Source organism: Pseudoalteromonas maricaloris (genome assembly GCF_024746855.1).
Lineage (GTDB): Bacteria > Pseudomonadota > Gammaproteobacteria > Enterobacterales > Alteromonadaceae > Pseudoalteromonas > Pseudoalteromonas maricaloris.
Genome location: NZ_CP024625.1, coordinates 4,049,475 through 4,065,942, shown reverse-complemented (window position 1 = coordinate 4,065,942; position 16,468 = coordinate 4,049,475). Strand labels below are relative to the sequence as shown.

The window sequence follows — 16,468 nt, the reverse complement described above, 5'->3', positions numbered from 1 at the left end:
CCATGAAAAACAATAATAAACTCACAGAGGATAAGGGTATGATGCTGACATCTGCACAACTCGATATTTATCTGGATCAAAAACGATATCCAAGCTCACCAAACTATAACATTGGTGGAGTGATTACAATTAAAGAGCCTATTTGTGTGGCCTCCTTTCAACAGGCTATGGCGCAACTTGTGGCTGAAAACGATGTTTTTCACCTCTATTTCCAAGAACAGATGGGTCAACCAGTTCAGTGTCGCGCTGAAGTTGCGTGTAAGTTCGAATATCTTGACTTTAGTGCCGCTTCTGATGCGAAAGAGCAAGCGAAGCAGTTTGTAAAAACACAGCTAATGCAGCCTTTTGATTTATCTGAACCAGGTTTATATCAAACCTTCTTGCTCAAAGTAACGAGCGATGAGTATTGGTATGTACCGATTGCGCATCACTTGATTACCGATGGATTTGGTTACAGCAACTGGTTTGATACGTTATTTAGATATTATTTGGCACAGAAAGATGGAAACAGCGTTGTTGAGCCTATCCAGCTGACGCAGTTTGAGCACGTTGTCGATTATATGAATCACAATGTGGATATTAGTGCTGCAACAGCAGGCTTCTGGCAGCAAAAGTTCAGCAGCCAATTGCCAGATAGAATGTTTGTTCCCAAGCAGCTAAATACCCCCCTGATGCATGAGAGCTTTTTGAGCCAGTATGCGATTGCTCAGGCTGATTATACTAGCCTATCTGAACTGGCAAAAAACATGGGAGTTCGTATACATCATCTGTTTATGGCAGCTATCTCATGTTATTTAAACCTTCAATATCATACATCTGACATTATTTTGGCTTTGCCGTTTCACAATCGTGATAAAGCCACCGTGCGAGCAATTGGTGGCATAGTCTCTGTTTTACCAATGCGTTTTGGCATTGATCAACAGTGGACCATGGCTGACCTTGCGAGTGAGATCCGCACGCAAATGCGAGATGTCTCAAAGTTTAAGAAATATCCGGTAAGTAAAATTGTTGAGCACGCTCGTCAGTTGAAGCCGGACCTTGAGCGCTTATTCGATGTTCAGTTCAATTATCAAAAGCTAGATTATAAATATGCAGACGGACAGATAGACGCCGAATCAGAGTTTATCCCTCCTGGGGTGGAAACCACACCTTTGTTATTCAATCTTTGTGAATATGGCGACCATCAAGATGTGATTTTACAGGTTGAAGCAAATCGCGCATTTTTTGATGAATCTGATGTGGCAGTCATATTCGAACGTCTGTTTGCTATTTTGGAAGCTATACGTCACAACCCAGAGCAGCAGATCTCAGGCTTTAACTTTTTCAATGAGCAGGACTTTCAGGCTTATCAAACGCTAAACGGCAGCTCGGAAGCGTGTGACAGTAGTAGCCTAGTGCAACGTTTTAATCAGCAAGTAACAGACCGCCCAAATAGTATTGCGCTAGTTGTTGGTGAATCTACTTGGACTTATCGCGAATTAAGCGAAAAAGCGGTGCAAATCGCTGAAATTTTAACTTCACAAGGGCTCCAATCTGGCGATTGTGTAGGGTTATGTCTCGATCGCAATGAGAATATGGTTGCCACGTTATTAGCTTGCTTATCTATAGGCGTAACCTATGTACCGCTAGACCCTTCTTATCCGCTTGATCGTCTGACCTTTATGTTTACTGATAGTCAGGCTGCGCTGTTGGTGACTGATACGCAGGTATCGAAAACGACTCCGATTGATGCTAAACGTACATTACTTATTGACCAATTAACCGCCGATATAGAGGCGCCAAGGCAGCATAGCCTTAGCTTTTTGACAGAACGTGAAGCTGTGGGTGCTTATATTTTATACACTTCAGGGTCTACGGGTCGTCCTAAAGGCGCATTGATTGCTCAACGTAGTTTAGACAACCTCATTGGTGGCATGGTCGCGCGCCTTGAACTTACAGAAGCATGTCATTGTTTAGCAACAACAACGATAGGGTTTGATATTTCGACTTTGGAAATATTTGCCCCTTTGGTTGTTGGTGGCAAAGTCACGTTGGTTGGACATCAGATAGGTAAGGATGCACTTAAACTCGCAGCGTTTGCAAATACATCTGAGTACAACTTATTCCAGTGTACTCCAACGATGTGGCAAGCCTTAGTTGAGGCTGGTTGGCAAGGAAATGCTCAAGCGACATTGGTCACTGGTGGTGAGCCGCTTTATCCAGCACTTGCAGAGCAAATGCTGTTGCGTTCGAAACGAGTTATTAACGGTTATGGGCCAACGGAAGCAACCGTGTACTCTTTGGTTGAAGAGGTGCATAGAGACAAAGATGGTATACCAAGTTGCCGGTTATCAAGATCACTTCCTAATTACCGTCATGTTGTTGTTGATACTCGAGGGCAACTAGCTCCGGTTGGTGTGAGTGGTGAGCTATGTATTGCTGGCGATGGTCTTGCGCTTGAATATATAGGTCGACCTGATATTACCGCTACTCAGTTTGTGCACTTACCTGCGGTTGCCAAAGAGCGACTTTATCGAACAGGGGACTTAGTCACTTTACACCGCTCCGGTGAGATTGAGTATTTAGGTCGTATCGATCATCAGGTAAAAATCCGTGGTTATCGTATTGAATTGGGGGAAATCGAAGAAAAGCTATCGCAACTGACCGGCATTAAGCAGGCGGTGGTGACCACGCATGGTGAGCGAGGTAGTGATGTAAAGCTGGCTGCGTATGTCATCATGGAGTCTAGTGCTGCACTTGATGTTGAGGCCATACGTACTGCGCTTACAGCTGAGTTACCTAACTTTATGGTTCCTCACTTTTATACCGAAATGAATGCATTTCCATTGACTTCTAGTGGCAAGGTAGACCGTAAAGCGCTGCCTGAACCCGCACATCGAGAAGTTGAGTTTCTCGCAGCAACAACTGACACCGAGCATTTGTTAAGCACGATTTGGCAGTCGCTATTTGAGCGAGATGCAATTAGCGTGACACATAACTTCTTTGAGCTGGGTGGTCACTCTTTATTAGCCATGAAGATGTTTGGTCAGATAAGGCAAAGATTACAAGTGGATCTGCCACTTGCTTGCATCTTTGAACAGCCAACGATTAGGCAGTTGGCGAGCAAAGTCGATACGATGTTGGAAGATCAATCATATAGTCCGGCGACTCGCAATCTGACTAAGTCGGACATCGAACGTGGACATCCTTTATCGCGCTCTCAACTGTCAATGTGGGTGATTGATAAGCTCAGTTATGGCACGGCGCAATACAATATGCCCGGAGTATTTTCCATCACTGGGGCATTGCAGGTTAGTGCATTACGGAATGCGTTAGCGCAGCTAGTTAGCCGCCATGAGGTGTTACGCACAGTGTTAATCGATGACGATTATACGGCTAAGCAATACGTACTCGAAGACTATAGCTTTGATGTGCCAATGATAGACCTCTCGGGTAAACAAGATGTGATGTCCAGTGTTGAACATTTTGTTGAAGCCGAAGCGAATATGCCTTTTCAACTAGATGTGGGGTTAAAAATTCGCGCCAAAATTATTAAAACTGCGCCGGAACATCACTTTTTGTTACTGACTTTGCACCATATTGCCGCTGATGGATGGTCTATCAACATCTTAACCGAAGAGCTGAAGATGCTTTATCGCAGTGTGTTGAGAAATGAAGCTGCTGAACTTCCGACTCTGGATATTCAATACAAAGATTATGCGCATTGGCAACATCAAAACATTCAGGACGGTTTACTGGATGCGCAATTAGAGCATTGGCTTGACTTTTTGGCGGATCATCCACAAGTGCATGGTTTGCCGTTGGATTATCCTCGACCAGCACAACCTTCATTTGAAGGGCGTAGCTACAAGTTGACTATTGATAGCCAAATGCGCTCGCAGTTACAGGCTTTTTGTCAGCGTAAAGACATGACGCCGTTTATGGTACTACAGCTCGTGTATGCCCTTTTAATCGCAGAGCAAAGTGGCGAAAGCGATATCCTAGTTGGCACACCTGTAGCGGGTAGAAATCACCCTGATATCGAAGGATTAATAGGGTGTTTCACTAATTCAATAGTACTTCGCAATAGGATCGATTTTGGTCGACCCCTTGAAGACTTATTGGCCGAGTCCAAACAGTCTGTGATGTCTGCTTTTGATAATCAGGATGTTCCCTTTGAACTATTGGTAGAGCGATTAAATCCCGAACGCAACCAAAGTTACAACCCGATCTTTCAGCTTTGGTTTGTTTACCACAGCCAACAATTCAACCCGATGACGTTGGATAATTTAAAAGTTGAGCTGGTGGAGCCTCATACTCCAAGCGTTAACTTCGATCTTTCATTGTCGGTATACGAACAGGAAAGCACATTAACACTGGATTGGGAGTACCGCCCTGAGTTGTTTAACGTCGATACGGTAGCGCAATACGCCGCGCGCTTTAAGGCTATTTTGCAATGGTTCCTTGAAGGGTCTGACACGTTAATTCCTTTGACACAAATGTCCTCACAAAATATTGAAGTGCCAATCGTTGAGCAAGGAGTGTTTGCTGCACGAGTGGTCGCAAATGCTACCGCCAGTCCTCAGTCAACGGCAGTGGTAAACGAAGGACAAACAGTTGCTCAGCAAGCCCTGTTTGCCAAAGTTAGACGCATGCGCGCTTATTTAGATGCTCAAGGCGTAAAACCAGGTTATTCGGTAGGGGTTTGTTTAGAACATGGTTTGGCTTTATTAATCACTCAAATGGCCTGCTTATTCAGTGGTATCACCTTTATCGTATTAGACCCAGATAGTGATACACAGACGATAGATGAAGCAATCAAGCGTTTTAACCTGGAATTCGCGGTTACGCAGCGTCATTTAGGATCATTCTTAGCTGATACACCGGTAAAAGTGTTGGATACAACAGAAGCGCTGGCTTTTAAGGTACCGACAGGGTTTGTTGAGCCAGAAGCAAAGTTATCGATTCAGCCTATTTGTATTCTGTATCCAGGATCCGATAACGAAATAGCACTAACACAACACGATCTCGTCATGCTATCGGGCAAGCTCACCAATGAGCTTCAACCACAGCAGAGTCACAGTAATAAGTTTATTTGGAATGCATCCGTGTCCTTCGATTGCTCTGTCATGGCGCTATGTCTAATGAGTATTGGCTTCGAATTACATATCGTTGACACCAAGACTCGATACTCAATTACTGAATTGAATGATTACTTAGCATCTCAACAAGTAAACCTGATTGAGCTGACGCCTGGGTACTTAAATTTAATGCACAGCCAAACTGGGCTTACGTTTAGTCACACAACGGATCTGCTTATCAATGGTACAGAGGTGGATACACACCTGACTGAAATCCTAGCGCAATATCAAGCAACATCAGATGCCAAAGTGATAGCAGTCAACGCACTTTTTGAAGAGTTCCGCTTAATCAAACTTAACCAGCTATCAGCGTCAACTCAGCATGTTGGCAGTCTTGCACAGACTCAAAGCAAAGCCATACAACTGCGCGAACGCATTATAGATATTTTGCATGATATTTATGCATCGTTACTAAAAAAAGACCAAGTCAAAGTCGATGCAGGGTTCTACGAATTAGGAGGTAATCCATTACAAGTACAGGGTTTATGTTCATCTTGTGAACAGCATTTTAACTTGGGACTAAATGTGTCGACATTTGCCAGTGGTCCCTCTGTTAGCCAATTGGCAGAACTAATCTCATCCATTTTTAACAATCAAAGTATGGCCAGTCCAACGATGACAGCTACTACTTCGCCGCAAACTTTAAGGAAATAACCATGAACACACAAACAATAATAAATCAATGTCTTGAGCAAGGAGTTCGACTCTCTGTAGAGAACGGCAACTTGCAAATCGATGCGCCAAAAGGCGGATTGAGCAATGAAATGATCACTATTTTACGAGAAAATAAAGCGCAGCTTATTGAGTTCATTAATAAATTTTCAGCACAGAAAAGTGCTGTTGAAAAACAAAAACTCAAGCGTGCGGTGATTGATGGACCTATTCCGCTATCTTTTGCTCAACAGCGCCTTTGGATTATTGACCGTATTGAGCAAGGCTCTGCACAGTACAATATGTCTGCGGCATTTAAGCTAGATGGCAGCCTTAACCAAGCAGCTTTCATTGCTACGATCGATGCCGTGATTGAGCGCCATGAGATTTTACGTACAGTATACAAAGAAACAAACGACAAATGTGAACAGGTGATCCGAGATCAGGTTGATAGTGCGGTGACCATTATTGATTTCACTCACTTGCAAGGAGATGACCTGTACGACGAGATCCGTTCGTTGGCAGAGCAAGATGCATTAAAGCCATTCGATCTGCAAAACGACACTATGCTGCGAGTTCAGTTAATTAAAGCGTCAGGATCTGAGCATTATGTGTTGTTTAACATGCATCACATTGCTTCAGATGGTTGGTCTCTTGGTGTGTTAGTCAAAGAGTTCTTGGAAGTATATACCGCGTACAGTCAAGGCAAACCGAATCCGTTAGTTGAGTTGGAAGTACAATATAAGGACTATGCACACTGGCAACGTCAATGGCTACAAGGTGAAGTATTTGAAAATGAAGTGGGTTACTGGCGCGAACAGTTAAAAGGCCTACCAGCAACACACAGCCTACCATTAGACCGTAGTCGCCCAGCACAGCAAGGCTTTTTAGGTAATTCATTGCGCTGTGAATTGAGTGTCGCGCTAACGAAAAAACTAGATGCATACTGCCAACAACAGGGCGTAACACAGTTTATGGCGCTGCAAACGATTTATGCCTTATTGGTTGGTCAATGGAGCGCCGAAGAAGATGTTGTTATGGGTACGCCAGTCGCAGGCCGTATTCACCAAAACGTGGAACCACTCATTGGCTTCTTCCTAAACAATTTAGTACTACGTACCGACTTGTCAGGTAATCCAAGTTTCAATGAACTTATCGCCAGCAATAGAACTACGCTATTAGAGGCATTTGAACATCAGCACCTGCCGTTTGATGCACTTGTTGAAGACTTGAACCCTGAGCGTAGTAGCAGTCATCAACCTATGTTCCAGCTGTGGTTTGTACTACAAAACCATGATAGCGGTACGTTCCAGCTCCCTGGTTTAGAAATGTCGGATCCGGAAGAAATCCTCTCAGGTGTTGACGTGGTCAACTTTGATATCTCGCTAAGTGCCGCGGTGGAAGAAGGAAAGCTAGTACTGGTTTGGCAATATAAATCGGATCTGTTCGACGCACATACCATGGAGAACTTTGCTCAATCATTTGAAGCGTTGCTAGCAAATGCTATCGCTAATGGAGACGAGAAAATCTCGACAATTTCTGGTGTCACAGAAGGTACTCTACAGCCTTGGCAAAATGCGAATGAACATACCTTTGAAAACAAAACCAATCTGATTAATTCGATTTTTGAATTCGCACAACAAAATCCAGATGCAATCGCGTTACGAGTTGAAGATGAAGCTATTAGTTATGGTGAGCTTGCAGCGAAAGTCAGTGAGTTTTCTCAGCAATTAACAGCGCTAGGCGTGGTAACTGAGTCTCCTGTTGGTATTTGTGTCGACCGCAGTATCGAACAGCTAATTGCCCAACTAGCTGTGATGCACGCGGGTGGCGCATATGTCCCACTAGATGCTGGAGCACCTAATGATCGCATCGAATACATCATTGCTGACACTGGACTACATATCGTTGTTGCTCAGTCTCATTACAACGATAAATTCAAAGACATCAATTGTCAGACTCTGACTATCGATCACACACAGTTAGTGGCAACTGGTGAGATCAGTGTCGACGATATCAACTTGTCAGCTGAGCAATTGGCTTACGTGTTATATACATCAGGCTCAACTGGTAAGCCAAAGGGCGTGGCAGTTCAACACGGTAACTTGGTGAATCTTGCAAACAGCATGAAGCTGCTGTTGTCTGAGCGTGGGGTTTCAGGTCAGTATCGCTGGGCATGGAACGCGCCGATGATTTTCGATGCTTCTGTTCAGGCTCTGACTCAGTTGGCTTTTGGTGTGGAGCTTAATCTACTAAAAGATGAATTGCGAAAGGATCCAAGCAAGTTACTTAGTTACCTTACCGAAAATAAAATCGACGTACTCGATACCACCCCTGCATTAGTTGATTTAGTGCTTCGTGAAGCCAATGAGCAGGGAATTGCATTGCCGAATTTATTAATCGGTGGTGAGGCTATCAGCTCTGAATTATGGCAAAAAGTGGCATCACATGCTTCTGAACATCAACGTTTTGCGCTCAACGTCTATGGGCCTACAGAATGTACTGTTAACGCGACTTTCTCTGATATTACCGCTGAGTCTGTACCAAATATTGGGCGTCCATTGCCGAATTGCCAGACTTATATTTTGAATGATGCACTAGCACCGTTAGCGGCTGGCGCAAAAGGTGAAATATACATTGGTGGTGAAGGGGTTGCTCGTGGCTACTTTAACAATGAAGTGTTAACTGAAGAGCGTTTCATCGAGTCTGCTACTTTTGGTCGTATCTACAAAACCGGTGACTTAGGGCGTTGGCTGGCAGATGGCACTATTGAATACCTAGGACGTAGTGACTTCCAAGTTAAGTTACGTGGTTATCGTATCGAACTAAACGAAATCGAGTCTGTTATTTTGGAAGATGCGGGTGTAACTGATGCCGCAGTACTCGTTAAAGATGAACAGCTAGTCGCTTACGTGGCAGGTGCAGATGTAAACCAAAATAGACTCAGTGATTGGATGAAAGCAAAACTTCCCGCTTACATGGTTGCTGCCGTCATCATTGAAGTTGAAGAAATCCCGTTAACGAAAAATGGTAAGCAGGATCGTAAAGCGCTACTTAGCATTGAGCTTGAAGAAGTGATTGATGACTACATTGCGCCAAGATCAGAGATGGAAGCGCGTTTACAAACCATTTGGCAGGATTTATTGGGCAAAGAGTCTATCAGCATGGACGACAACTTCTTCGCTATCGGCGGTCACTCTCTATTGGGGATCCGAGTTGCGAGTGCCTGCCGTGAGCAACTTAGCATTGAAATACCATTAAAAGTGCTAATGGAAAACCCAACTATTCAAGCACTTGCTGAACAGTGTGAGCTCTATGAGAAACAAAAGTTGGTAATGTCTAGCAGCGTCGCGCGTGATGATGACGAAAGGATGGTGATATGAGTGTAGAGCACATCATTGAACAGTGCTCTACTTTGGGCCTCAGGCTGTCTACGGACGGCCAGAGCCTGAATATCACTGGCGATAAGAGTAACCTGATCCCTGAACTCATAGCGATGCTTAAGGAAAATAAAACAGCTCTGATTACATATATTCAGCGGTTTGCTGCGCTAGAAGGTGAACGGCAGCGTTATCGTATTACGCCAGTAGACAGAAATGGGCTTCTGCCCGTTTCTTCTGCACAACGCCGAATTTGGTTATCACAGCAGATGTCAGATGCTACGGCGACTTACAATATGCCAAATGGTGTGCACGTGGTTGGAGAGTTTGACGAGCTTATGGCTCGTCAGACAATGCAAATGATAGTTGCTCGTCATGAAGCATTGCGTACTGTTGTACATTACCAAGGTGAACAGCTGGTGCAAACGGTACGTGAAGCGGGCGATGTTGACTTTATTATTGAAGATTATAGTCATTTATCAGCTGCAGAAAGCGAGGCGCTTGCACTTGAGTTTGTACGTAAGGATGCTGATAGGCCTTTTGATCTTGAACATGACCTCATGCTTCGAGGTGGTTTTTTAAGGCAATCTCCAGAGCGGGGTATTTTGTTCTTCAATGTCCATCACATTGCTGCTGATGGCTGGTCAATGGCATTGTTACTTGACGAATTCAAGCATATTTATAACGCTTTATTTCATGGTATTGCGCCACAGCTTCCCGACGTTGCAGTGCAATATGCCGATTATGCAAATTGGCAATCAGAGATGCTACGTAGTGATAATGTGGAGGGATCAAAGACCTACTGGCTAACTCAATTACAGGATTTGCCAAGCGTTCATAGTATCCCATTGGACTTTTCGCGACCGGCATCTACCGGTGGTAGAAGTGACTTTAGAGTTGCCCAGTTATCAGCTTCTTTAAGTCGCAAGCTAAAAGCGTTGGCAACAACACAGCAAACATCATTATTTGTGTTGTTTCATGCCGCTATTTCGGTGGTACTGGGGCGCTACGCAGGTAGTGACGACGTTGTCGTGGGCACGCCAGTGGCGGGTAGAAAGCAAAAAGAACTAGAAAAAACGTTTGGCTGCTTTATTAACAACTTAGTGTTGCGCTTACGCCTAGACTCAAAGCAGTCATTTGCCCAGCTGTTGTCGGCAGCCAAACAAGTGAATGAATCTGCGCTTGAGCATCAGGATATTCCATTTGAATATTTAGTTGAGGCGTTAAAACCAGAGCGTAGCAATGGTTATCATCCGCTGTTTCAAATTGCGCTCGTACAGAACAATCTAGATATTAGCACAGAGGCAGAGATCCCATTGGCAGGAGAGGTCGTGTTGCAATCGTTTGACTCAGCAGAGCTAAGCGCAAAATACGATATCCAAATAAACATCGTTGACACAGTTGATGGCATTCAAGTGAGCTTTTCATTTGACACTAACCTGTTTAAGGCCGAAACCGTCGCGAGAATGACCCGCCAGTTACAGATCATTTGCAAGCAAATTGCTGACAATATTGATACTCCTATAGAGCAACTTGTGCTGATTGATGATGCCGAACTTACTCAGATACAAGAATGGGAGCAATCCGCTGCATATCAGGGAAATAATTTACCTATTCATAGCTATGTAGAGCATCGGGCAGGTAGCAACCCAGACAAACCAGCTATTTGTGTCGCCGGTAACACTCTGAGTTATGGAGAAGTAAATACCCGAGCGAATCAATTAGCAAGATACCTACAAAGCCAAGGTATAAGTAAAGGTGCATTCATTGGCGTGACATTCGAACGTTCTACGGAGCTCGTGATTGCCATGCTCGCGATTGTCAAAGCTGGCGCGGTTTACGTCCCTCTAGATCCCGATTATCCAGCGGCTAGGCTGCAATATATGATCGAAGATACGGCGCTAGAGCAAGTGCTGACTACGACAGCGTTAGCCCCCATTTTTGAGCAGTACGAGATTGCTGTCGCGGCAGTTGATGCGCTAGAAATTGAAGCTAAAATTGCAACTCACAGTGGTACTAATCTTGATTTAACTACTAGTGGTGATGATCTTGCCTACATTATTTACACCTCTGGATCGACAGGTAAACCAAAGGGGGTGATGGTTGAACACTTAGGTATTGAGCGATTAGTACACAACCCTAATTATGTCTCATTGAGTTCGGCTGAAAATATCTTATTCATTTCCAATACCGCGTTTGACGCTGCCACATTTGAGATTTGGGGAGCATTGGCAAACGGTGCAACATTATATGGGATGGATAAGGCTTGTTTACTTGATGCCAACCGCTTTGCTGATGAAGTTCGTCGCATGAACATTTCCACAGTATTCATCACTGTGGCGCTATTTAATCAAATCATTGCTATTCGTCCAGATGCATTTGCCTCACTAAATAATGTCATGGTTGGTGGAGAGAAACTCGATAAATATACTATTGATCGCGCATTAGCTAATGGTAAGCCCATGCGTTTATTGAATATTTATGGACCGACTGAAAATACGACATTTAGTACTTACTATGAAATTGAAGAAGTAGGGAGAGTCCAATATCCAATCGGCAAGGCAATCTCAGGTACGGGTTGTTATATTTTGGATGCTGAGCAGCAACGCAGTGCCGTTGGCGTTGTTGGTGAGCTGTACTTAAGCGGAATGGGACTTGCCAGAGGGTACTTAAACAAACCTGATATGACAGCAGAGCGTTTTGTCCATGTTGATTCAATTACGAGTGAGCGACTTTATCGCACCGGCGACATGGTTAAGTGGGATGAAAATGGCAATGTTTGTTATATCGGCAGAACCGATAATCAGGTAAAGATCCGCGGATTTCGTATCGAGATCGGTGAAATAGAGCAAGCGCTAACAAATCTAACCGATGTCAAAGAGGCCGCAGTACAAGTCGAAACTGAGGGTGGGCAAAAAAGCTTGATTGCTTATGTAACTTGCCATCAGGTACAGAGTGTTGAGGCGATTAAACAGGCACTTACTCCGTGTTTGCCTTTACATATGCTCCCGGCTCAGATTGTACTTTTAGAAGCGATGCCACTGACCGCAAATGGCAAAATAGATCGTGCCCGCCTGGTGCGTGAGCAAAGTAATACGGCTACGAAACTGACACCACCCTCTAGCGCTTTAGCGAGTGTAGTTGCCAATATTTGGGCTGTTGCTCTGCAGCTTGCGCCAGAGCACATTGGCATGGAAAGTAATTTCTTTGAACTCGGCGGCCATTCGCTACTGGCGATGAATGTCGTGCACAAAATTCATCATGCTGCACAATCTGAAGTGCCTGTGCAATGTTTATTTGAAGCGCCTACACTGGCTCAATTTACCGAATTAGTCGCGCAATATCAGCATACCACTAGCTTACTTAGCGTCACCAAAGCGCCAAGTTCGGAGCAGGGGTATCCCTTGTCGGCAGCACAGCGCAGAATGTGGTTTATCGACCAACTTGGTCATGGTAGTACGCAATATAATCTAAATTATCAGTTTGAAGTTCGCGGTGATTTTAACATTGATTCAGCCGAACGCGCGTTTTTAAGCCTGCTTCAGCGTCACGAAGTATTAAGAACGTCTTACCATGAAACCGATGAAGGTGAGATACAGCAGGTTCAGCCAATTTCAGCATTTACTATTGCTCACTACCATACCAGTGCAGAGCACTATGCTGATGAGTTAATGAGAGTGCAAAGTGAGTTGAATGAATCATTTGATCTCACCTGCTCTCCGCTGATACGCGTGGCTTACATTGATGGTGCTGCGCAAAATTCGGGTACCTTACTATTGTGCTTGCATCATATTGCTACCGATGGTTGGTCGATGAACATCTTGTTTAACGAGTTCGCCGAACTCTACCATGGTGAGCAAGAAGGTAAGAAGCCAAACTTGCCGCATAATGCGCTTAATTACACGGATTATGCTGTGTGGCAGCAAACATACTTGACCAGTGAGAGCTGCTTAGCATCGCTTGAACACTGGCAGGAGTGCCTTAAGGATGCACCAGCAGAGCATGGTATTAGCTTGGATTTTCCTCGGCCGAAAATTAAACAGCAAGCTGGAGCCGTTGTAACCCAGGTTCTTGTAAAGGCTGAAGCGTTGGCGTTAAAGGATTTTATCGGCACGCATAATCTAACCCCATTTATGTTGGCACATGCAGCGTTGTCGCTTGTTGTTGCACAACATGGCCGTGAATCCCAGTGTGTAATTGGCGCGCCGGTGGCTGGTAGGCATGATCAAAAGCTAGCCGATTTAATTGGACTATTTGTAAATACCATTGCACTAACGGCGCACACCGACTTTGCGACTCTGGGAGAGTATTTAGCTCACATACGTGACGTTAATATTGCCGCACAATCACATAATTTGGTGCCTTTTGATTTAGTAGTTGATGCGCTAAATGTGAATCGCTCCGCAGCGATAAGCCCAGTATTTCAGATAATGTTGACTACGGATGGAGAAGATAGCTTCCGGTTTGATAAAGCAGACTCGATAGAGGCTTTATCAGGTGTTCAGTTTACCTCGCTAACGGATGGAAAGATCACAACCAAGTTTGATTTAGATGTTCATTTTGAGCTGTCTGACCACCAGTTAACCGTTAATTGGGTATACGACACTAGCCTATTTAAAGCATCGAGCATTGAGCGATTATCCGAGCAGATGATGCAGTTGTTACGCGCGTTGGTAAAAGGTAATTCGCAGCGCGATATCATGACTTTACCAATGAGCGCGTTGACGCTTTGTAACGAAGCTCAAACCACAGCACTACTCGCTAAGTTGAATCCGCTAGACTCAACGCAGCCTGTTGTTGCCGAGAGTTTGGTCACATGTTGGTCAGATACTGTAGCAAAGCACGCTACTAACATCGCGCTTCACTGGCAGGATCAAAATTGGACCTTTCAAGCGTTGGCATCGCGTGTAGCAAAGTGTGCGCAAGTGCTCCAGACAGTTCATGGTATTGAGCGTGGACAGGTTATCGCTGTGCAGATGGACAAAAGTGATGAGATGGTCGTTGCTTTGTTAGCCATTATGACTGCTGGCGCAGCTTACTTGCCGCTAGACCCAAGCGCGCCGCAAGAACGGATAGATTTTGTGCTAGCTGATGCTAAAGCCAGTCTATTGATTTCACAGCCTAGTTATCAGACGCGCTTTGATAGCGCTCAGTGCCCAAGCACTACCGTCAATATGTTAGAAGCCGCACAAGTCGCTGGGGAAGTTACCTCTGTTATCGTCTCGGCAGAGGATCTTGCCTATGTGATATACACCTCAGGTACTACAGGGCAGCCGAAAGGTGTCATGGTATCGCACCGCAATGCAGTTTCATTGATGGAAGAGATGCAACGTTGGCCAATATGCCAAGGTGAACAAAACTGGGGATGGAATGCTAACTATGTTTTTGATGCGTCGTTGCAGGGGTTATTGCAGCTGATAGCTGGAATGGCGTTAACACCGATACCAGAAACCCTTAAGTTACAACCACAACAACTGGGCGAATACCTTAGCGACAATAACGTGACGGTATTGGATTGTACGCCAAGCTTAGTCGAAATGTGGCTGGACGAAGACCTAGATGCGCAATTACCAAACCTTATCATAGGCGGTGAAGCCATCTCTGAGTCACTTTGGCAGCGTTTGGTTAAGTGGCAGCACCAGTATGATCGGAAGGCTTTGAACGTTTATGGTCCAACAGAATGTACCGTCAATGCAACGGTTGCTGAAATCTCAGGCTCCTGTCCACATTTAGGTGTGCCGTTATCTAATACTCGTTTGTATGTGTTTGATGATCATCAAAGGTTAGTCGCAGAAGGAATGAGTGGGGAGTTATATATCAGTGGTGAAGGCGTTGCAGAAGGGTATTTAGGTAAACCTGAGCTAACTGCCAGCTGCTTTATTGATAACCCGTTTGGTTACCATCAATCATGCCATGCTCGGTTATACAAAACAGGCGATATCGTGCGTTTTTCAGACGGTATTTTGCACTACGTAGGTCGTGCTGACTCTCAAGTGAAACTAAACGGATATCGTATTGAATTGGCTGAAATAGAGCAGCATCTTTTCGCTTTGCCTGATGTCGTAAGGGCACATGTGATGATTAGTTATTTAGCAAGTGGTACTCCTATGCTTGTGGCATATGTACAAGGTGTATCTGAAGTGCTTGATAGTACTGGGTTGAGCGCTACATTAAGTGCGAAATTACCAAGCTACATGATACCTCAACAATATATTGCCATGACACACTGGCCAGTTACTCGCAACGGCAAACTGGATATTTCTGCATTACCACAAGTCGAGGTTGAGCCATCCGGGGACAGTTTAAGCACTGAGACGGAGTGCAAGTTAGCAGAGGTATGGCAAGCAGTATTAAGGCTACCGACGGATACGCTGCTGTTTAAGGGGTCGTCGTTTTTTGAGCTAGGTGGCAACTCATTACAAGCGGTCGCGCTAGTCCGAGCAATTAAAAAGACGTTCAATGTGCAGCTCAATGCACTAGATGTTTTCCAGCAGCAAACGTTGAGTTCACTGGCAGCAAAAGTGGATGCAATGGATAGTTATGGTGACCTTAAACAACTTGTGTGTTTGCGTGAAGGCGATGACCAACAACCCCCGATTGTGTTTATTCACCCTGTGGGTGGTCAGTTGACTTGCTATGCACAATTGGTTTCTGAATTGGAAACGAATGCACCTATTTACGGGCTGCAATCCACTACCTTGCAATTTAGATCGATCACTGCGCTGGCCACACATTATCTGTCTTTGCTTGAGGTTGATATCGAGCACCCGAATTATCATCTGATCGGTTGGTCGATGGGTGGAGTAATTGGTCACACCATGCAAAGGTTGGCACAAGAAAAAGTACTTAGTCTGACCATGATTGATTCATATATTCCTGAGCTACATAGAAATATTGAACAAAGTGAATTACAGCGGTTAGGCGCTTTTGCCGAAGAACTTGGGGTATCGCTGGATGGCATTGCCGTTGAAGATGTACAGCATTTGGATCACGAGCAACGTCTGGCGATGCTTCATCAGTTGTGTGTGACACAGCACCTAGTCTCTGAAGCGTTTACCTTAATGGATTTACAGATGCAGTGGCAGATATTGAGCCATAACCATGCATTATTTTCAGCCCATACCTGCATTCCTTCTGCATCCAGTGCTCGACTAATTTACGCCAGCGATTTTACGGCTGTAGAGGGGTGGTCAACACGTTTATCACATTGTGAAGCATTTGGCATTGAGGACACAGATCATCATGCCATCATGAAAGAAAACGAACTTAAAACACTGATTAATAAATATTTAAACTAAAATATAAAAGGAAATATCC

General features: G+C 44.6%; 3 protein-coding genes. All 3 read left to right on the top strand.

The window, feature by feature from the left end; all coding sequences use genetic code 11:
* The first annotated feature begins 2 nt into the window (after positions 1-2).
* From CTT31_RS17910 to CTT31_RS17900, 3 genes are read left to right on the top strand one after another with little or no spacing between them, the layout of a single operon-like run.
* On the top strand, positions 3-5,774 hold the full coding sequence (locus CTT31_RS17910; protein WP_260491700.1) for a non-ribosomal peptide synthetase: 5,772 nt from the start codon (positions 3-5) through the stop codon (positions 5,772-5,774).
* Positions 5,775-5,776: 2 nt separating this feature from the next.
* Complete coding sequence (locus tag CTT31_RS17905) at positions 5,777-9,154, top strand: non-ribosomal peptide synthetase (RefSeq protein ID WP_260491699.1); 3,378 nt, start codon at positions 5,777-5,779, stop codon at positions 9,152-9,154.
* Positions 9,151-16,449 carry a non-ribosomal peptide synthetase gene (locus CTT31_RS17900; RefSeq protein ID WP_260491698.1) on the top strand — a complete coding sequence of 2,433 codons (7,299 nt, stop codon included), beginning with the start codon at positions 9,151-9,153 and terminating at the stop codon, positions 16,447-16,449. The genes CTT31_RS17905 and CTT31_RS17900 overlap by 4 nt, the downstream gene beginning before the upstream one ends.
* The last annotated feature ends 19 nt before the right edge of the window (positions 16,450-16,468 follow it).

What these genes read in the sequence shown, in the direction of transcription:
- CTT31_RS17900 (WP_260491698.1), top strand. Translation starts at nt 9,151, where the DNA reads ATGAGTGTAGAGCACATCATTGAACAGTGCTCTACTTTGGGCCTCAGG.
- CTT31_RS17905 (WP_260491699.1), top strand. Translation starts at nt 5,777, where the DNA reads ATGAACACACAAACAATAATAAATCAATGTCTTGAGCAAGGAGTTCGA.
- CTT31_RS17910 (WP_260491700.1), top strand. Translation starts at nt 3, where the DNA reads ATGAAAAACAATAATAAACTCACAGAGGATAAGGGTATGATGCTGACA.